Below are 19,328 nucleotides of genomic sequence, written 5' to 3' on the forward strand. Positions count from 1 at the left end.
CGTGCCCGCCCGCTTCACGAATTTTGTCGTCTTTGCGGATATGCGCACCGGGTCGAACCTGCTGGAAGACTATCTCAATCAAATACCCGGCCTCACCTGTCATGGTGAGGCGTTTAACCCAAATTTCATCGGATACCCGAACAGCACCGACATCCTTGGCGTCACCCAGGCGCAACGCGAAGACAATCCGGACCGCTTGCTAAGAACGCTCCGCAATCAGGGTGACGAACTGAACGGGTTTCGGTTCTTTCACGATCATGATCCCCGCATCTTGCCAGCCATCCTCACCGATGAAAGCTGTGCCAAGATCATTCTGACGCGCAATCCGCTCGACAGCTACATCAGCCTGAAAATCGCGCGCGCGACAGATCAATGGAAACTCACCAACGTCAAAAACCGCAAGAAAGCACAGGCGCATTTCGATATCCACGAATTCGAACGCCATGTCGGACGCAGTCAGGCCTTCCAGCTTGATATTATGCACAGCCTGCAAGCAACCGGGCAAACCGCCTTCTATATCGGGTATGATGATCTTCATGATGCGGACGTGTTAACCGGATTGGCCCAATGGCTGGGTGTGCCCACGGTGCCTGACGCCTTTGAAAGCAAGCTCAAGCCACAAAACCCCCAGCCCCTGTCCGAAAAGGTCGCGAATTACGACCAGATGAGCGTTGCCTTGCGTGGATTGGACCATTTCGATCTGACGCGAACGCCGAATTTCGAACCCAGGCGCGGACCTGTTGTTCCCTCTTACAAGGCGTGCCGACATCACGCGCTGTTGTACTTGCCGATCCGCTCGGGCCCCGAGGATCGGGTCACGGCCTGGATGCAGGCGATTGACGGCGATGGGTCTGACCTGTTGGGCAAATTCAATCAAAAAACGCTCAGAGGCTGGATGCAGGACAACCCGGGGCATCAGCGTTTCACAGTGTTGCGGCACCCCCTTGCGCGCGCGCATGCTGCGTTTTGCGGAAAAATCCTTGGCACTGGGCCCGGAAGCTTTTCAATGATCCGCAACCATCTGATACGTGTTCACGGGCTTGATCTTCCCGAAGACCAGAGCGATGCGGGCTATGACCTTGATGCGCATAAATCCGCGTTTGAAGGCTTCTTAAAATTCCTGCGCGCCAATCTTAATGGTCAAACCAGCATCCGCGTGGATGCGCATTGGGCCAGCCAGGTGTCCTGCCTTCAAGGCATGTCGGATTTCTGCCTGCCTGACCGTCTGATCCGCGAAGCGGATCTAGAGCCTGCCCTGCACGACATTGCACAGCGCGCGGGTCTCGACAAGACACCCCCAGTGCCGGCCGAACAGGATCAGCCTCATCCGCAGCTTGATGCGATCTATGACCCGCAGCTCGAAAAGCTTGCCCGCGACGCCTATGCGCGCGATTATATGATGCTTGGCTTTTCGGATTACGATGCAAAAATCCCCGCCTAAGCGGGGATTTCGTTATGCGGCTTGAACAGATGCGGCTTCGGTGATGATCGTATGCAGCGTCGCTGCGTCCGGATTTGCCCGAAGCTTGGTGCAAAAACTCTGATCCCGCAACGTGCGCGACACCAGAGCCAGCGCCTTGAGATGTTCGACGCCCGCATTTTCCGGCGCAAACAGCGCAAAGATCACATCAACGGGCTGGCGGTCGACCGAGTCAAAATCAATCGGTTTTTCAAGCAGCATGAAGACGCCGACAACAGAGTCCACACCGTCCAGCCGCGCATGCGGAAGCGCGACGCCATGGCCCACACCGGTTGGGCCAAGGCTTTCGCGATCCATCAAAGCCTCGACAGCACGCTGTGCCGAGATACCATAAGCCGCCTCTGCAACATCAGCGATGGTGTGCATCAGACGCTTCTTGCTAGACGCGGTTGTGACGGCCTTAACGGCCTTGGGATTCAACAAATCTGCGAAGTTCATGTCCTGCTCACATTTCGGACCTACGTCGCCCGCAGTTAACGCCTACGGGTCTATCCAACCGATGTTGCCATCATCGCGGCGATATACGACGTTTACACCGTCCTTTTTGTCGTTGCGGAATACCAAAACCGGCAGTCCAGCCAACTCCATTTGCATAACCGCTTCCCCAACGGTCAAAGACGGAATTTTGGTTTCCATCTCTGCCACGATAATCGGCTGAAGCGACTCAGGTTCCTCTTGATGTGTTTCCACATCACTGGCGAGGATATATGAAGATGCGCCAATAAGTTCAACTGGTTCTGTACGGTCCTTGTGATGATCTTTCAGGCGCCGCTTATACCGCCTGAGCTGCTTGTCCATTTTTTCACAAGCTCCGTCAAAAGCGGCATAGATTTCAGTCGCATGCGCCTTTGCGCTGGCATTTAAACCCGTGGACAGGTGAACAACTGTCTCACAAACAAATTCATGGGCGCTCTTGGAAAAGACCACCGTCGCATCGGTTGGACGCCCTGAATACTTGCTCAGCATGGCCTCCAATTCGGTCTTCACATGGGTTTGAAGCGCTTCACCAATATCAATCTGTTTGCCGGTTATCTGGTAACGCATAGGGTATCCTTTTTATTGTTTAACCTTGCACATACACGCGGGTGAACAGATTTGGAGACCGTGTGCATAACAAGGAGATCAGGCGGGATCATCGGTAGGTTCCACCATCCGGCTATGGCGGCAGGAGGTTTCGGAACTGACGGTCTGATGGGTCAAACGCCATGGCTTCATTTCAATCCCCCATCGCGCGCGTGTCAATGACATACGTCAAGTTGTGCGGGAATTATCCGATGCGGAAACTGTCCCCTAGATACACGCGGCGTACGTTTTCGTTGCGCACCACCTCATCCGGTGACCCGGACATCAGAACCTTGCCATCGTGCAAGATGTAAGCGCGGTCCACAATCTCAAGCGTTTCGCGCACATTGTGGTCAGTGATCAAAACACCAATCCCGCGTTTTTTAAGGTCCGCCACAAGATGCCGAATGTCGCCCACACTGATCGGGTCAACACCGGCAAACGGCTCATCCAGCAAAAGATATTTCGGATCAGCCGCCAAACAGCGCGCGATCTCAACGCGACGTCGCTCACCGCCGGACAACGCCAGCGCCGGGGCGCGGCGCAGATGCTCGATCGAAAATTCTCCAAGCAGCTCTTCCAAACGCTCCCGTCGGCTTTGGCGATCCGGTTGACTGATATCAAGGATCGCACTGATGTTGTCCTCAACGCTCATCCCGCGAAAGATCGACATTTCCTGGGGCAGATATCCGATGCCCCTGCGCGCACGTCGGTACATCGGCAGATAGGTAACATCCTCCCCATCAATCTTCACCTGACCGCCTTCGGGGTTCACCAGCCCGGCAATCGCATAGAACGACGTGGTTTTGCCGCTGCCATTCGGCCCCAGCAAGGCCACAACTTCTCCGCGCCGCACAGACAGCGACACGTCGCGAATGACAACGCGCTTTTTGTAACTCTTGCGCAAGTGACTGACGATCAGGCCACTGTCACCATCAGTGACGGTCAGTTCCGGACCGCTCATCACTCGTCACCGGACTGGAACACGGTGCGGACGCGGCCATTCATCCGGGCCGTACCGTTTTCAAGATCCACATCCATCGTATCCGACACCAGCGTGTTGGCGCCTTGCGTCAGCAACACATTGCCCACCATGCGGATCGTGCCCCGGTTCACCTCATATTCAGCGGTGTCCGCCTCGGCTGCCTGATCGGCATTCACCAGTGTCACACCGCCTGTCGCCTCTAGCCGCTCGATGCCCGTTTGATCCTGCGTGTAGAACACAAGCACCCTCGGTGCAGACAGGCGCATGTCACCCTGGCCAATCACAACATCACCAGTGAACAGGGCCGACCCATCCGTTTGCGACACCGACAAGGTTTCCGCGCTGACCTCAACAGGCAGCGACGTGTCCTGCTGAACAGTGCCGAATGCGACTTCTGTTCCTTGCGCAGCAACCGACGTCACAAACCCAAGCACACCCACTACCGTTATCACTCGGATCATTACTCTGCCTCTGTTTGCTGAGGTGTGTATATCAGGTTTACGCCTTCCGTGAATAACAACTGTATGTCCGAGCTTGTATCAGCTTCTTCGACCCGCAGTTTTCCGGCCGACAGGCTTAGGCCCGGCCCATCCGCTTCGACCGGCGATGTGCTTTCGATCGCCACCCGGTCGATGGCCGCATTCAGCCCGTCCGCCGTAACGGTATATCCAGAGCTGCTTTCAAGAACGACCCCATCGCGCAGTCTCAATTCATCACTGCCCGCCATTTCGCCCAGCCTGGCGTCAATGGTAATGCGGCTGCCAGAGTCCGTATCAATAACAGCCCGCAGGTCATCCGCCACCATTCCAGACGCATCCGCATCTTGTGCGCGCGCGCGCCGGGCCGACAGGGTCAGGGCGTGCCCGGCTTCGGTTGTCCCGGCAAAAAAGGGTTTACCCACCTGTTCACCCTGGCTGGGGTCACTGCCATCCGTCAGAACCGGGATCACCGAAATCGGGTCTGGATTGCGGGAATACAGAAATATGGTCGACAGCAGCGCCAAAGCCGCCAGCGGCAAAAGAAGTTTGAGCCATGCAATAAGGCGGGAATACATGCCGCGGCCCATGACAGACCTATGAGTGCGCGAAGATGTCAGTGTCCGGCCACCCCATCAAATCAAGCTTCGCCCGCGTCGGCAAAAAGTCAAAACAGGTCTGTGCAATTTCGGCACGATCCTCGCGTTCGAGCATGGCCTGCAACGCATCCCGAAGCTTGTGCAGATAAAGAACGTCAGACGCGGCATAATCGACCTGAGCCTGACTTAGCGTGTCGGCCCCCCAGTCGCTGGATTGTTGCTGTTTGGAAATATCGACGCCCACCAGTTCCTGCAGCAAAACCTTGAGCCCGTGACGATCCGTATACGTGCGCACCAGCCTGCTTGCAATTTTGGTGCAGTAAACCGGCGCGGTCACCACTCCGAACGCGTGATACAAAGCGGCGATATCAAACCGGCCAAAGTGAAACAGCTTCAGCACCTTTGGGTCTGCCAACAACTTTTCCAGATTTGGGGCCGAGGTCTGGCCCTTTTCGATCTGGACCAGATGCGCGGTGCCATCCCCGCTGGACAGCTGCACAACGCACAACCGGTCCCGATGCGGATGCAGGCCCATCGTCTCACAATCAATCGCCACTTCATGTCCCAAGTCCAGATCATCGGGCAGATCGCGTGCATAAACGAGATGAGACATAAGAGGCGCTTTCGTCTGAAGTTAAAGCCCGGAGATAGACCGTCCCCGAATGTGGCGCAACCTGTCCATCTTTGCCTCAGTTTTTCCCGATTCTGCCAAATTGGACATGATTCGACCTAAATTGCGGCGGCGGCCAACACAGTCTTGACCAAATTCCGCCTATAATGTTTCAATATATTACAAGTCGTGATCGGCGGTTTTTCGCAGATCTACAGGCGCGTCCGGCGCGACACAGGGTCGAAATTTCTGATTGACGACCCCGAAATTGTTGCCAGATCGTGCGCAATCGAGTCTTAACCGATTTTTATCAGCCCGCGCGGCACTGTTTCGCCCGCCGAAATAATCGAACAAAAATATACAGATTGATTGCGAATAAAGGACTAATCTTTGCGAATTCACTTTGTGACGCAGCGTCTCTTTACGAAATATAACCATTTTTAGAAACGAACCTCGAAGTCTAATAAGGACTTCTGGCAACCGATTAAGCGGTCACTCGCCCATAGGCGGAAGATTGCCCACATTTTGGAAAAAGTGATCCCTGTCAGAAATAGTGCGAAAACCCGCTGGTGCATCAATCTCCTTAAAGTAGATTCCGACAATCAGCTACACGCTTTGGTTCTCCTCTCGTCTGAAAGTTGACCTAAATGAGGCACATGGCCATAAACGTGCCATGTTCTGGCAGGCCACATTCCTGCCTTTTTTCGAGTTTGGCACTTGGGGGTTAGTGCTGCCTACAAAGGGGTCGCTAAGGGTTCGTCTGCTGAAATCTGCCGAGTAATCTAAAAGTCTGAAAAACGGGTATGTCCCGACACAAATGTTTGTTGCAGCGCGCAGCAAGCAACCAGCTTTTGCATGCCAATCGCAGTGAAGCACCGGACCCCTGCACACAGGGTCAAAGGTGATCAAATGACGCTTCAAATTCGCCATCCGCTGCCGGGCACTGAAATTGAAACACTGGTTAATTCAGCGTTTTCCAAGCCAGAAGCCAAAGGCTTCTACCGCAAACACGCCAAACGCATCTTCGATATTGTGCTTGTGCTGATGGCCGCTGTGCCGGTCCTTATTGTCCTTGCAGTTTGCGCAGTTTTGATTGCACGCGATGGTGGGTCACCGTTTTACAGCCAGATGCGCGTCGGGCGCTTCGGCAAGACCTTCAAGATGTGGAAGCTGCGCACCATGGTGGCCAATGCGGATAAAGCATTGGAAAAGCATCTTGCCGAAAACCCCGCAGCCCGGGCCGAGTGGGCCCACAACCAAAAGCTTCGCAATGATCCACGGATCACCAAAGTTGGTCACATTCTTAGGAAAACATCCCTTGATGAGCTGCCGCAGCTTTTCAATGTCCTGACCGGTGACATGTCCATTGTCGGTCCCCGTCCGATGCTGGTGAACCAGCAAGCCATGTATCCCGGCGCGGCCTATTACGCGCTGCGTCCCGGCCTGACCGGGTTCTGGCAGATCTCAGAGCGTCACGAGAGCAGCTTTGCAGATCGCGCAACCTATGACGCAGACTACCTGGACAAGGTGACCCTTGCCCAGGATGTGTCGGTGATGTGGAAAACCGTCAGCGTTGTAACCAAAGGCACAGGTTGCTGATCATTCACCCCGGTTAAGACGTGCAGCCGTCCGCAGGTCTTTCATCAATTCATCCAACGCCTTTGCGTTGATCGCATTGGTCAGGGTGCCGTCTTCTGCCCATTGCTTGGCCGTGGCGGCAACCAAAACCTCTGGACCTGCAACAACCAACGGACGAAACGGCGCAAGACACAGCCGTGTCATATTCTGCGTGCGTTCTCCTCCTGCGCGGCCGGCTGTGGCTGACATCAGCGCAACAGGCTTGCCAAGCCATGGCGTACCGGCCGTACGACTGATCCAGTCAAACGCATTTTTAAGAACCCCGGATATCCCTTTGTTATACTCGGGCGTCGCGACGATCACCGCATCCGCATCGGCAATCTGGTCCGCCAAAAGCTGCACCGCAGGCGGAATGCCAGCGTCACTTTCCAGGTCACCATCATAAAGCGGGAAACGAATATCGCCTTCGACAAAATTTGCCGGGCCAAACCGCCGCGCGGCTTCCTGCATCAGCAAGCGGTTTGTCGACGCGCGGCGCAACGATCCGCACAAGCCGAGTAGTTTGAATTCACTCATTCTCTTCTCCTGATCTGTCGCGTCAGACCTGGAGTGGACGCATGAAATGGCAAGACGGAGCAACCACAAAAAAACCCGCGCCGAAAGACGCGGGTTTTGAATGTCACGCCGTCCTGGCGATTTACGCGTTTGGCAGAACCACAATCTCGACCCGGCGGTTTTGCGCGCGACCTTCTGGTGTCAGGTTGCTCGCAATGGGCTGATCCTCGCCGCGCCCAATGCTTTGAATGCGGAACGACGGAACACCTTCGTTCATCAGAATCCGCGCAACCGACTGCGCCCGCCGCTGGGACAGATTAAGGTTGTAGCCCGCATCGCCGGTATTGTCGGTGTGACCAACAACCTGAATCGTGGTGTCAGGATAGGCAACAAGGTTCTGCCCGACGACACGCAGCTCGCGCTGCAGATCAGGGCGCAGGCTTGCGCTGTCTGTTGCAAACAGAATGTCTTGCGGCAGCGTCACGATCAAACGGTCACCCGTGTTGCGGATCGTCACGTTGTCATTGCCAAGCTGCGCGCGAAGATCGGCCTCTTGCTTGTCAAGCTGGTTCCCGATGAGTGCACCTCCGGCCCCGCCGACCACGGCACCGATCACCGCCCCACGGCGACGCTCTTCGGCATCATCCCCGGCAAGGATACCAGCAAGCGCACCAACGCCTGCGCCAATGGCAGCACCTTGCTTGGTCTGGCGGTTGGGATCGTTCGGATCACTGAACCCGCCTTGGGTACAAGCCGAAAGAACAAGCGCGCCGCACAGCGCGATGGGAAGGGAAAGTCTGGAAAGGATCATGCTGGTTTGCCTCTTTAATTGCTGCGCCCGAGTGTATGGGTCCAGGCGCTGCTATGCGATAACATACCAAGTCGAATGCTGCATGTCCCGATCAAATCGGCATCTTTCCGCGCATCCGGCGGCCTTCAGACCTTTGCATCCACGCGCGCCGCCTCCCAGGCAAGGATGCTGCGCTTGACCGGAAGACCCCAGTGGTATCCGCCCAACCCCCCGGATTTCCGCAACGCGCGGTGGCAGGGGATCAGAAAACTGATCGGATTGCGCCCGACCGCCGTGCCAACCGCCCGCACCGCTTTGGGATGGCCGATGAACTCGGCGATCTCGGAATAGGTGGTCACATGGCCCGACGGCACGCGCATCAGCGCTTCCCACACCTTGATCTGAAATGGGGCACCGATCATGAAAAGAGGCGTCGGCGCGTCCTTTGCCCCAAACGCCGTATCGACCCAGGCGCGCAGTTTGTCCCGGTTTTCGACATAGCGCGCCTCGGGCCAACGCTGCGCAAGATCATTCCAGGCGTCATCGTTGGTACATTCAGAGGTGAACCCGATACCGCACAAACCTTTGTCCGTTCCCATAACCAAGGCCGGGCCAAACGGGCTATCGAACCAGCCCCAGTATATCGTGAGCCCGTCGCCCTTCCTGGCAAATTCCCCCGGGCTCATCGCCTCCCACCTCAGGAAAAGATCATGCAACCGCCCACCACCCGACAGGCCGGTAGAATGCGCAGTTTCCAGGGTTGTGAACCGCTCGGACAAAAGCGTCTTGGCATGGCCCAGCGTAAGGTACTGTTGATACCGTTTCGGGCTCACACCAACCCAGCGGGAAAAAACGCGCTGGAAATGCGCGGCACTCATATTCATCTCCGCGGCAAGCGCATCAAGCGACACGGACGGGCCTTGCGCATCTATGACATCAAGCGCACGGCGCATGACATTGAAATGGTACCCTTGGGTCTCTTCTGCGAGGTCTGGCATATGGCGGCCCTTTCTGATCGTCTTTCGCAGATCTAGCCCATCGCCCCATCCGCGATCGACCCGAAACCTGCGCAAGTTCATTGCTTGCCCCTCGGGGATGCGCGCGGCATATGGGGTCATATGGCCAAGCAACTTGAGTATCACACCCTCCGCGAAATTTTCACCCGTTTTCAGGCCGCCGAACCCGAACCCAAAGGCGAGCTTGAGCATGTGAACGTGTTCACGCTAGTCGTCGCCGTGGCCTTGTCGGCGCAGGCCACCGATGCCGGGGTGAACAAAGCCACCAAAGAGCTGTTCAAGATCGCCGATACACCGGCAAAGATGCTTGCGCTTGGCGAAGAAGGGCTGATTGAGCATATCAAGACAATCGGTCTCTACCGCAACAAAGCCAAAAACGTCATCAAACTCAGCCGTATTCTGGTCGAGCACTATGACGGCGAGGTGCCCAATTCACGCGCCGCACTGCAAAGCCTGCCCGGCGTCGGGCGCAAAACAGCCAATGTCGTGTTGAATATGTGGTGGCACTATCCCGCACAGGCGGTGGACACACATATCTTCCGCATCGGCAACCGCACGGGTATCTGCCCCGGCAAGGATGTGGTGGCGGTTGAACGCGCCATAGAAGACAACATTCCGGTCGATTTTCAGCAGCACGCCCATCATTGGCTGATCCTGCACGGGCGTTACATCTGTGTCGCCCGCAAACCCAAATGCGGAGCCTGCCTGATCCGCGATCTCTGTCAATTCGAGGACAAAACCGAATGAACAAGACATACCAAGTTGTTGGCATCGGAAACGCCGTGGTCGATGTGATTGCGCGTGCCGAAGACACGTTTCTGGACCTGATGGGCATCCAGAAGGGCATCATGCAACTTGTGGAACGCGAACGCGGCGAAACGCTTTATTCGGCGATGGAAGATCGGGTGCAGACGCCCGGAGGATCTGTGGCAAACACCCTTGCCGGGCTGGGCAATCTGGGGCTGCGCACAGGTTTCATCGGGCGCGTGCATGACGATGCGCTGGGGCGCTTTTACGCAGACGCGATGGAAAAGGACGGCACATCTTTCGTAAACGCACCGGTTGCGGGGGGCGAATTGCCCACGTCCCGCTCAATGATCTTTGTGTCGCCGGATGGCGAGCGGTCGATGAACACCTATCTGGGCATCTCGGCCGAGCTGGGACCAGAGGATGTTTCCAAAGATGTCGCGGCAGAGGCCGAAGTGGTGTTTCTCGAAGGTTATCTATTCGACAAGGACAAAGGCAAAGACGCCTTTATCCGAACCGCCCGCACCTGCCGCGCCGCCGGCGGCAAGGCCGGCATCGCCATCTCCGATCCGTTTTGTGTGGAACGGCACCGGGATGATTTTCTGAACCTGATCGCACACGAAATGGATTATGTCATCGGCAATGAGGCCGAGATCATGTCCCTGTATCAAAACGATGATCTGGAAGCCGACCTGAACGCGGTTGCCGCGATTTGCCCTTTGGTGGTCTGCACCCGCTCGGGTAACGGTGTGTCGATCATCTATAACGGTGTGCGCACGGATATCCCCGTGGACAAGGTTGTGCCGGTCGACGCCACCGGCGCGGGCGACCAGTTTGCCGCCGGGTTCCTCTACGGTTTGGCGACAGGTCGGGACATGGAAACATGCGGGCGCATGGGATGCACCGCCGCTGGCGAAGTGATCTCGCATATCGGGCCGCGACCAGAGGCCAGCTTGCAAGACCTGTTCCGGGCAAGCGGGTTGATCTGACCGCCGTTGATCCGATCGCTAGTAGTTAACGCATTTTAACGGTTACCCATGGGTAACCGTTAATAGCCTTTAAGATTTCACCACCGAAATGACCCGGGGCGAAAGGCTCTTTCAAGAGCCTTGGGACGAGATTTTAAATCTCGTCCACCGTCAGTGCGCCTCGGCCCAGTTTGCCCCCTGCCCCGCATCGGCAACCAAAGGTACGTCAAGCCTGATCACCGGGTCTGCGGCACTTTCCATGATCTCACGCACCACCTTGATCACATCGTCCTCGGCTCCCTGCTCGACCTCGAACAGCAATTCATCATGCACCTGCAGCAGCATCCTGACAGGCAAATCGGCAATCGCGTCCGGCATCCGGACCATCGCGCGGCGGATGATGTCTGCGGCGGTGCCTTGAATGGGCGCGTTGATCGCCGCGCGCTTGGCAAAACCAGCACGGGGACCCTTGGCGTTGATCTCCGGTGTGTGGATCACGCGGCCAAAGAGGGTCTCGACACGGTTGTGTTCCTTGGCGAATTTCGTGGTCGCATCCATGTAATCCTTGATGCCGGGGAAGCGTTCGAAATATCGGTCGATAAACCCCTGCGCTTCGGCGCGCGGAATGCGCAGGTTGCGGGCAAGTCCAAAGCCGGAAATGCCATAAATCACGCCAAAATTAATCGCCTTGGCCTGACGCCGCACCTCGGGGGTCATCTCGTCCAACGGTACATTGAACATCTCGGATGCGGTGGCTGCGTGAATGTCCTGTCCGTCGCGAAACGCGTCTTTCAACGCCTGAATGTCAGCGATATGGGCAAGGATGCGCAGTTCAATCTGCGAGTAATCCAGCGCAACCAGTGTCTTGCCCTCTTCCGCCACAAACGCCTCGCGGATGCGGCGGCCTTCTTCGGATCGGATCGGGATGTTTTGCAGGTTCGGATCGGTCGAGGCAAGCCGCCCCGTATTGGCGCCGGCGATGGAATAAGACGTATGCACGCGCCCCGTCTCGGGGTTGATATGGTCCTGCAAGGCGTCGGTATAGGTGGATTTGAGCTTGCTCAATTGCCGCCAATCCAGCACCCGGGCAGGCAGCTCGTGTTCTGTAGCAAGGTCTTCAAGAACGTCCGCGCCCGTGGCATAGGCCCCGGTCTTGCCGCGCTTGCCGCCCTCTAGCCCCATTTCGTCAAACAGGATTTCACCCAGCTGTTTGGGGCTTCCCACGTTGAATTTGCGGCCCGCCAGACCATAAATTTCATCTTCAAGACCAGCCATCTTTTGGCTGAACGCGTTCGACATGCGGGACAAGGTATCGCGGTCCACCTTGATGCCGTTGCGCTCCATCTGTGCCAGCACTGGGACCAAAGGGCGTTCCATCGTCTCATAAACGCGGGTAACTTTGACCTGATGCAATTGCGGTTTGAAAATCCGCCACAGCCGCAGGGTGATTTCGGCATCTTCGGCCGCATAGCGGGTGGCTTTGTCGATGGGCACGCGGTCAAAGGTGATCTGGGATTTGCCGGTGCCCAACAGATCCTTGATCGGGATCGTGTTGTGCCCGAGGTAGCGTTCGCTCAGCGTGTCCATCCCGTGGCTGTGAAGCCCTGCATTCATCGCGTACGACATCAGCATCGTGTCGTCGATGGGTGCAACCTCGACACCATAGCGCGACATGATTTTGGTGTCGTACTTCATATTCTGACCAATTTTGATCACCGCAGGATCTTGAAGCAACGGCTTGAGAGCGGCGAGCGCGTCGGCAAGCGGGATTTGACCATCGGCAAGAGCATCCGAGCCAAAAAGACCCTCGCCGCCTTCTGCCTTATGGCCAAGCGGGATGTAACACGCCGTTCCCGGCTCTATGCAGAGCGAAATTCCGACCAAATCGGCGGTCATGTCGTTCAGCCCGGTGGTTTCTGTATCGAACGCCACCCAGCCGCGTTCATTGGCGGCATCAATATACGTCTGAAGCGCATCAAGATCGCGGACACATTCATAGGTGTCCGGGTCCATCGCAGGAAGCTCTGGCGCGTCACCCGATGGGGGGTTGGCCCCTTCCGGCGTCGTGTCTTCGATGACGGGCGCGTCGACCTCAAGCGCCTCGGCGATGCGCTTGGTCAGGGTGCGGAACTCCATTTCGGCAAGAAACGACATCAACTTGTCAGGATCGGGGTCGCGCACTTCAAGATCATCAAGCGTGAAGTCCAGTGGCGTTTGCGTGTCAAGCATGACCAGCTTTTTTGACAGCTCGATCTGGTCGCGTTTGTCGATCAGGGTTTCGCGGCGCTTGGGCTGTTTGATCTCCCCCGCGCGATCAAGCAGATCTTCAAGGCTGCCGTATTCATTGATCAACAGCGCCGCCGTTTTGATCCCGATCCCCGGCGCGCCGGGAACATTGTCGACGCTGTCGCCAGCAAGCGCCTGAACATCGACAACACGGTCCGGATAGACGCCGAATTTCTCGAACACACCGTCGCGGTCGATGCGGCGGTTCTTCATCGCGTCAAGCATTTCAACACCGTTCCCGACCAGCTGCATCAGATCTTTGTCAGAACTGATGATCGTGACGCGGCCGCCCGCATCACGCGCCTGAACCGACAAGGTCGCGATGATGTCGTCTGCCTCGTAGCCCTCCAATTCCTCGCACGCGATGTTGAACGCTTCGGTCGCCCGACGTGTCAACGGGATCTGTGGGCGCAGATCTTCGGGCATGGCCTCGCGGTTGGCTTTGTATTGGTCGTACATGTCGTTCCGAAAGGTGTGGCTGCCCTTGTCGAAAATCACCGCGACATGCGTGGGGGCGTCAGGACCATGGTTTCCTTCGACATAGCGCTGAAGCATGTTGCAAAAGCCCGACACAGCCCCGATCGGCAATCCGTCTGACTTGCGGGTCAGCGGCGGCAATGCGTGATACGCCCGAAAGATAAAGGCAGAGCCGTCGATCAGGTGAAGGTGATGTCCTTTGCCAAATGCCATGTCGCGCGCCCTCTTTGGTTTGACCCGGTGTGCCACGGACCGCGCGTGGGTTCCAGAGTGAACCGATGACCGGCGTATCGGCAGATCACTGCCGATCTGCGCTGTATGGCGGTTTTTATCGGAACATGCTGTCGCCTTCCGGTGCAGGATGGATCACGTTGGCGGTGCGAAACAAAGGATGGCGTATGAAAATGCTGGTCAGTCTTGGATGTGTTGTGGGCTTGGCAACGGGTGCCGCTGCAAACGACACGCTACAGCTTCACGATTTGACGCCCGAAACACCGCAGCGCGATGCTTTGCCCGACTGCGTGAATGTGCCCTACGATCAAACGAATTGTGTCCGGGCGCTGGCCTGCCTTGGAACAGAAGGTGTCTATTTTGACGGGCAGGCACATGGCTGGGACACCGGGATTGTCGTCGGGCATCTGAATGACGGGACCGCCTGTCAGGGCAATTGGGTTGCCGGTGGACCAAACAAACCCGGGCGCGCAAGCTTGCAGTGCGACAATGATGTCAAAGCAAACGTGATCTATCACACGCTGGATAATGAAACGGGCACCGTGATCGGCAGCGGAAAAGACACGCTTGATCGCGACATCACCGTCTGGTCAGGCGAAAAGGTTTTGATGTTTCTTACCGGGCCGGATGATCAGACACCCGTTTTACCCTGCGGTCCCGCGCCAATTCCAATCAGCTAAACGGGCACCGCCGAAGCACCCCCGGTCAGGTATCAGCCGGGTCTGAATGATCCTTGTGGATGTATTTCGCATCGCAATAGGGGCATTCCACCCAGCCCTGCTCGGGCGGGATCTGCAGCCAGACGCGCGGGTGGCCCAAAGCCCCCTCGCCCCCATCACAAGAGATGCGATAGCTGTCCACGATCTTGGTTTCGGGCGCTTGCGTCGTCATCAGATGCGTTTCCTTCGTTGGCGTTTTCCACTAGGGGCGGTGTATGCGGACATGAGGCGTGGAGCAAGAGACAGCAATGACACAGGATGCCATTCGGATTGAGGGTCTGAAAAAAACTTATAAAGGCGGCAAGGAAGCGTTGAAAAATGTCGACCTGACGGTGCCTCAGGGGTCTGTATTCGGCTTGTTGGGACCAAACGGTGCCGGGAAATCGACGCTCATCAACATTCTTGCGGGCCTTGTGACAAAAAGCGCAGGTAAGGTGACCATCTGGGGATGGGATCAGGATGTGAACCCCAGACAATCGCGGGCCTCCATCGGGGTCATGCCTCAGGAACTGAACCTCGACCCGTTCTTCACGCCCCGCGGCGCGCTAGAGGTTCAGGCGGGACTTTATGGCGTCCCCAAATCCGAACGCCGCTCTGACGAGATCCTCGAACTGGTTGGCCTGACCGACAAGGCCGAAGCCTATGCCCGGACCCTGTCCGGCGGCATGCGGCGGCGGTTGTTGCTTGGCAAGGCGTTGGTTCACACCCCGCATGTTCTGGTTCTTGACGAACCCACAGCGGGTGTGGACATCGAACTGCGGCAGATGCTTTGGACCAATGTCAGAAAGTTGAACAAAGACAGCGGGATGACCATTATCCTGACCACGCATTACCTAGAGGAAGCCGAGGAAATGTGCGACGAAATCGCCATCATCAACCACGGCGAAGTGGTGGCTCGGGACAGCACGCGAAACCTTTTGGGTCAGCTGGACGCGAAGACGATGATCATCCAGCCGGAATCCCCCGTCACAGGTTTGCCCGACGCCGACGGAATTGGCGTCACAACCCGCGAAGACGGATCATTGGCCGTGTCCTATCGGGCGCAACAAACCTCGGCCGAAGATGTGCTGTCACTGCTGCGCGACAATGGCGTCCGCATAAGGGATGTCAGAACAGAACAAGCCGATCTTGAGGATGTGTTCCTGTCATTGACCCGCACCGCCTGACCGCGGCGCGCATACTACGATGCAGGCTGTAGCATGCGCCCAAGGCCGCGACCGCCAAGAACATGAAGATGCAAATGAGGCACCTCCTGGACGCCGGCATCACCGGCGTTGGAAATGACGCGATACCCGCCCTCTTGCAGACCTTCGCTTTTGCAGATTTGGCCAACTGCGCGGGTGAAATCGACAATTTCGGCATCGCTTGCCGCCTGAGCAAAGTGATCATAGCAGACATAAGGCCCCTTCGGGATCACCAGCACATGAACCGGAGCCTGCGGTTGGATATCCCGAAACGCCAGGGTGTGTTCGGTTTCCAAAACCGTGTCATTGGGAATTTCACCCCGAAGGATTTTGGCAAAGATGTTTTGATCGTCATAGACATAGGCCATGGCACTGCTCCCTAATCGGAAAAAAGATGATCCGCGCGCGCGATTTCGAGCGCCTGATCGGATGGCACAGACAAGAATGCACCAAGCGCCACCGCATTTGCCTCGGGCGCGTTGTCCTGTCGAATGCGCAGGTGGTTCTCGAACTCGGCATCGCGGATACGGTCGCTTTCGTGAACGATATCGTGCCGTATGGTTGGCAACAACCGTTCCAGCGTTGCGGGCGGTGTGCTATCCCCGGCCAAACCGACACGCATTGCATGCCCGGTCAGATAGTCGTCGCTGAACTGGCAGTCGATCTCCAAAAGCCGGGTTGTCGCGCGGTCCCGGCAGAAATCCTCTAGCAAATCCAGATTTCCGGGGTCCATGCAGACCACCATTCGATCCGCATCGTAGTAATCAAACAACATCCGCATCAAAGACCGCCGATGGCGGTGGCGCTTGCCAAGCGTCGACTGAATACCACCCATATCCGGCAGATCCGTGTCCTCTTCGTTGAACAGATATTCAATGCAGGGAATGTTGGTCAGCTGACGAATCCGTGCGACAAGCCGTTTGGCGACGTGCCATTTCTTGCACACAACAATCAGCAATTCGCGTTCGCGGCCCAACGTGCTTTCTTTTTCCCAAAAGCGCGGCGCAAAGCGACGTCCGACACGCCCCTTCCCAGTCAGGAACTTGTAAAGCGAGCGTCCCTCGTTCGAGATTTCAAACTGCATGTCCCGGGCGGAATAAAGATTGCCCAGCCGCTCTTTAAGATCGGCGGCTTCGGGGCTGATTTTGCGCGCGAACAGAAAATCCTGGCTGAGCAACAGATCAAAGTGATCGTTATAGAACGTCACCGGCATCCCGTAATCCGAGAACATAAGGAATGTCAGCGTCCTGCACTCGATCTCGGTTTCGGGAACCAGGTGTCGAACAAGCGTTTGGAAAAACGTCTCGTCGGGAATCCAGGTGGTGCTGAAAAACCGTTTCACATCTGGACGGGTCTTGAGAAAGTCCAGAATGGCTTCGACCGTTCGGCGCCGCAGGCACCACCATTGACTGCCGATCTGGATTTCAAGATCCGCCGGGATCGGACGGGTCAGGCGAAACTTCTTCTGAAGCTCAAGGCTTTTGTAAAAAAGCCACTTGTTGTTTCGTTCGTTCAGAAAGTGGCGGTAGATCAACCGCTCTTCCTTCATTCCGGTTTTGATCCAGTCAGACGCGAAAAAATCAAAGCTTTCGATGAAATCCGCGTCAACCCGATCCAGATAATCATGCGCATATTCCGCCGTCTTGATCGCCTGGCAATCGCCGGACAGCATGTAGAAATGCGTGGCCCGAGGAAAGGCGTCAACCGCAGCTTCAACCGCGTACAGTGTGGCCTGAACAAGCGACCATTCCCCCCAGCCACACTTGATTCGTTTCTTGGCAAACGCGACGTTCGGATTGTCAGACAGCGCGGTGTGGATGGTCTTGTACGCGACCGGATCGGCCCGCGCATCAAAATGTATGGAAATATAATCACCGACAGCCGTCAGGCTGAGCGCCTGACGAATGATCGCGTCGGGGTCCTTGTGACACAGCAATATGAAGGCGATATTTGCCATTTAGTCGGGCATCTGCTCTGATTTCACCTGTTATCGCAGTGATACGCATGTTCAGCCATTGAATAAACTGCCTTTCTTTGATTTTTTGTTTACGTTACGGGACCAGAAGAGCCCGACACGAGGCTGGAGGCGGCAGATTATGGGATTTCCCGGAACGTGGATGACCGAAAGCGAAAGCATGGTCTATCGTGTTGTTCCCAAATGTGCCTGTTCGACCATCGGACAGATCATGTACTATTCGGATCATGGCGCATTTTTTGACGGTGATATACATGATGCCCAGAAAGGCCTGCACAAATGGGCGCTGGATCACAGCAAGGATGCGATCACACAGCGCATTCAGTCCCATGACACCTATTCGTTCACCTGCGTCAGAAACCCGTACACACGGATTCTAAGCTCGTTTTTCGACAAGATCTGCGGCATTCAACGCAATGGCAAACGCTACCGGGGTAATCTTGTGCCGCTTCTGATCCAGAAATACGGGATCGAAGTGGGCGGTGCCGATGGCAAGCAAGAGTTCGACCAGATCAAGAGCTTTCGTCGTTTCCTGCTGTTTGCCCGTGACACCATTCGGTGGCGGCGCCCAATGGACCCGGACATCCACTGGTCCGCCATGTCAGGGCATGTCAGCACCTTTATCGTGAATGGCGGCCGATATGATCACATTTTCTGGACAGAAAACTTTAACGACGGCATGGCCGAAGTGCTTGGGAATGTCGAAACCAAGCAAACGATCGATCTGACGAAAATCCCGCGTTTCAACGAAAGCGAAGGGCACGGACCGAAAAGAGCGCATCCGGTAGAGGATTACTTTGACGATCTGTCGATGCATCTTGTCTACGAGATGTACAAACGGGATTTCGACCTGTTCAAATATGATTTCGAAAACCCGGGCAACAAGATGCCCATCGCCGACATTGATCTTGTCGAAGTGCACGCAAAACTTGGGGATTAAAGCCCCTTTACGTTGGTCTGGCGGTGGTCAAGCCGCTTGGAAGCGGCTTGCGCGCGTCACTCTGACAGGTCCGACGACGGAATGATTTTGAAAAACGTGCCAGAGGACCAGACACCAAACCAGTCCTCGAAATGCGATCCGCATGCGACCAACCGATAAAAGCTTTTGCGATCTATCAGGGCTTCAAGATTGTCCCGAACAAGAATGTAGGGCGACGGCTCTCCTGTTTTCGGGTCTCTTTCCACGCGAATGGGGTGGTCCGCGCCCGCCACTGCGGTGTCGCCCACATGGGTGCTAAAGGTCAACACTTGGTTCTGACCATCGCCCTGCACATCAAAATCGGTGGCGACAAAGGGGGCGTCCTCTACGGTGATGCCGACTTTTTCGACCGGGGTGACGAGATAATATTTGTCGTCATCCTTGCGCAGGATCGACGAAAACAGTTTGACCAACTCGAATCGCCCGATCGGTGTGCCAAGGTAGAACCACGTCCCGTCTCGGGCGATGCGCATGTCCAAATCGCCACAAAATGGTGGGTTCCACAGGTGGACCGGCGGCAGACCTTTGCCTTTTGACGCCCGAACGGACGCCGCAATACCATCTGCGGACGGAATTACACGATCTTGTGCGCTCATTGCTTTTGCCATTTT

General features: G+C 56.3%; 21 protein-coding genes. 7 read left to right on the forward strand and 14 right to left on the reverse strand.

Annotated elements, in window-relative coordinates; genetic code table 11:
* Nucleotide 1: 1 nt before the first annotated feature.
* Nucleotides 2-1,441 carry a sulfotransferase family 2 domain-containing protein gene (locus ACG74X_RS02235; RefSeq protein ID WP_411232425.1) on the forward strand — a complete coding sequence of 480 codons (1,440 nt, stop codon included), beginning with the start codon at nt 2-4 and terminating at the stop codon, nt 1,439-1,441.
* A 12-nt stretch (nt 1,442-1,453) separates the two neighbouring features.
* On the opposite strand, the gene ACG74X_RS02240 is transcribed toward ACG74X_RS02235, so the two are convergent.
* The 6 genes from ACG74X_RS02240 to ACG74X_RS02265 form a co-directional block, all read right to left on the reverse strand.
* Nucleotides 1,454-1,918 carry a PTS sugar transporter subunit IIA gene (locus tag ACG74X_RS02240; protein ID WP_411232426.1) on the reverse strand — a complete coding sequence of 155 codons (465 nt, stop codon included), beginning with the start codon at nt 1,916-1,918 and terminating at the stop codon, nt 1,454-1,456.
* Between the two features lie 42 nt (nt 1,919-1,960).
* Complete coding sequence (gene hpf, locus ACG74X_RS02245) at nt 1,961-2,524, reverse strand: ribosome hibernation-promoting factor, HPF/YfiA family (protein ID WP_411232427.1); 564 nt, start codon at nt 2,522-2,524, stop codon at nt 1,961-1,963.
* 223 nt (nt 2,525-2,747) lie between these two features.
* Complete coding sequence (gene lptB / locus ACG74X_RS02250; protein WP_411232429.1) at nt 2,748-3,506, reverse strand: LPS export ABC transporter ATP-binding protein; 759 nt, start codon at nt 3,504-3,506, stop codon at nt 2,748-2,750.
* Nucleotides 3,506-3,988 carry an LptA/OstA family protein gene (locus ACG74X_RS02255; protein WP_411232431.1) on the reverse strand — a complete coding sequence of 161 codons (483 nt, stop codon included), beginning with the start codon at nt 3,986-3,988 and terminating at the stop codon, nt 3,506-3,508. Before ACG74X_RS02255 ends, lptB begins: the two co-directional genes overlap by 1 nt.
* Nucleotides 3,988-4,581, reverse strand: a complete 594-nt coding sequence (locus tag ACG74X_RS02260; RefSeq protein ID WP_411232432.1) for a hypothetical protein — start codon at nt 4,579-4,581, stop codon at nt 3,988-3,990. Before ACG74X_RS02260 ends, ACG74X_RS02255 begins: the two co-directional genes overlap by 1 nt.
* 19 nt (nt 4,582-4,600) lie before the next feature.
* Nucleotides 4,601-5,215, reverse strand: a complete 615-nt coding sequence (locus ACG74X_RS02265) for a ribonuclease D (protein ID WP_411232434.1) — start codon at nt 5,213-5,215, stop codon at nt 4,601-4,603.
* 906 nt (nt 5,216-6,121) lie between these two features.
* Between ACG74X_RS02265 and ACG74X_RS02270 the strand changes: the two genes are divergently transcribed.
* Nucleotides 6,122-6,811 (forward strand): sugar transferase, encoded by a 690-nt coding sequence (locus ACG74X_RS02270; protein WP_411232435.1) that lies wholly within the window; start codon nt 6,122-6,124, stop codon nt 6,809-6,811.
* Here the strand turns inward: ACG74X_RS02270 and ACG74X_RS02275 are convergent, their stop codons facing one another.
* The 3 genes from ACG74X_RS02275 to ACG74X_RS02285 form a co-directional block, all read right to left on the reverse strand.
* Nucleotides 6,812-7,366 (reverse strand): NADPH-dependent FMN reductase, encoded by a 555-nt coding sequence (locus tag ACG74X_RS02275; RefSeq protein WP_411232436.1) that lies wholly within the window; start codon nt 7,364-7,366, stop codon nt 6,812-6,814.
* Nucleotides 7,367-7,487: 121 nt separating this feature from the next.
* On the reverse strand, nt 7,488-8,156 hold the full coding sequence (locus ACG74X_RS02280; RefSeq protein WP_411232437.1) for an OmpA family protein: 669 nt from the start codon (nt 8,154-8,156) through the stop codon (nt 7,488-7,490).
* Nucleotides 8,157-8,281: 125 nt separating this feature from the next.
* On the reverse strand, nt 8,282-9,133 hold the full coding sequence (locus ACG74X_RS02285; RefSeq protein WP_411232875.1) for a methylated-DNA--[protein]-cysteine S-methyltransferase: 852 nt from the start codon (nt 9,131-9,133) through the stop codon (nt 8,282-8,284).
* A gap of 120 nt (nt 9,134-9,253) precedes the next feature.
* Between ACG74X_RS02285 and nth the strand changes: the two genes are divergently transcribed.
* Together nth and ACG74X_RS02295 are read left to right on the forward strand one after the other, a co-directional pair.
* Nucleotides 9,254-9,898: an endonuclease III gene (nth, locus tag ACG74X_RS02290; RefSeq protein WP_411232439.1), complete on the forward strand. Its 645-nt coding sequence runs from the start codon at nt 9,254-9,256 to the stop codon at nt 9,896-9,898.
* Complete coding sequence (locus tag ACG74X_RS02295; RefSeq protein WP_411232441.1) at nt 9,895-10,887, forward strand: adenosine kinase; 993 nt, start codon at nt 9,895-9,897, stop codon at nt 10,885-10,887. Before nth ends, ACG74X_RS02295 begins: the two co-directional genes overlap by 4 nt.
* Nucleotides 10,888-11,037: 150 nt before the next feature.
* On the opposite strand, the gene polA is transcribed toward ACG74X_RS02295, so the two are convergent.
* Nucleotides 11,038-13,842 carry a DNA polymerase I gene (polA, locus tag ACG74X_RS02300; RefSeq protein WP_411232443.1) on the reverse strand — a complete coding sequence of 935 codons (2,805 nt, stop codon included), beginning with the start codon at nt 13,840-13,842 and terminating at the stop codon, nt 11,038-11,040.
* Nucleotides 13,843-13,907: 65 nt separating this feature from the next.
* Here polA and ACG74X_RS02305 point away from each other — a divergent pair, with 65 nt between their 5' ends.
* Nucleotides 13,908-14,540: a hypothetical protein gene (locus ACG74X_RS02305; protein ID WP_411232444.1), complete on the forward strand. Its 633-nt coding sequence runs from the start codon at nt 13,908-13,910 to the stop codon at nt 14,538-14,540.
* A 25-nt stretch (nt 14,541-14,565) separates the two neighbouring features.
* Here ACG74X_RS02305 and ACG74X_RS02310 read toward each other — a convergent pair whose 3' ends face one another.
* Nucleotides 14,566-14,751, reverse strand: coding sequence for a zinc-finger domain-containing protein (locus ACG74X_RS02310; RefSeq protein WP_411232446.1), 186 nt, complete (start codon nt 14,749-14,751; stop codon nt 14,566-14,568).
* A gap of 76 nt (nt 14,752-14,827) precedes the next feature.
* Between ACG74X_RS02310 and ACG74X_RS02315 the strand changes: the two genes are divergently transcribed.
* Nucleotides 14,828-15,745, forward strand: a complete 918-nt coding sequence (locus tag ACG74X_RS02315) for an ABC transporter ATP-binding protein (protein ID WP_411232447.1) — start codon at nt 14,828-14,830, stop codon at nt 15,743-15,745.
* A 14-nt stretch (nt 15,746-15,759) separates the two neighbouring features.
* On the opposite strand, the gene ACG74X_RS02320 is transcribed toward ACG74X_RS02315, so the two are convergent.
* The gene (locus ACG74X_RS02320) at nt 15,760-16,131 is read right to left on the reverse strand and encodes a histidine triad nucleotide-binding protein (RefSeq protein WP_411232448.1); all 372 of its coding nucleotides are present in this window, start codon (nt 16,129-16,131) and stop codon (nt 15,760-15,762) included.
* Nucleotides 16,132-16,142: 11 nt separating this feature from the next.
* Nucleotides 16,143-17,720 (reverse strand): DUF5928 domain-containing protein, encoded by a 1,578-nt coding sequence (locus ACG74X_RS02325; RefSeq protein ID WP_411232449.1) that lies wholly within the window; start codon nt 17,718-17,720, stop codon nt 16,143-16,145.
* A 139-nt stretch (nt 17,721-17,859) separates the two neighbouring features.
* Here ACG74X_RS02325 and ACG74X_RS02330 point away from each other — a divergent pair, with 139 nt between their 5' ends.
* The gene (locus tag ACG74X_RS02330; RefSeq protein WP_411232450.1) at nt 17,860-18,678 is read left to right on the forward strand and encodes a sulfotransferase family protein; all 819 of its coding nucleotides are present in this window, start codon (nt 17,860-17,862) and stop codon (nt 18,676-18,678) included.
* A 56-nt stretch (nt 18,679-18,734) separates the two neighbouring features.
* On the opposite strand, the gene ACG74X_RS02335 is transcribed toward ACG74X_RS02330, so the two are convergent.
* Complete coding sequence (locus ACG74X_RS02335) at nt 18,735-19,313, reverse strand: DUF1285 domain-containing protein (RefSeq protein WP_411232451.1); 579 nt, start codon at nt 19,311-19,313, stop codon at nt 18,735-18,737.
* Nucleotides 19,314-19,328 lie beyond the last annotated feature (15 nt).

Origin of the sequence: Marivita sp. S0852, from assembly GCF_046591575.1 — a bacterium.
Classification (GTDB): domain Bacteria; phylum Pseudomonadota; class Alphaproteobacteria; order Rhodobacterales; family Rhodobacteraceae; genus Marivita.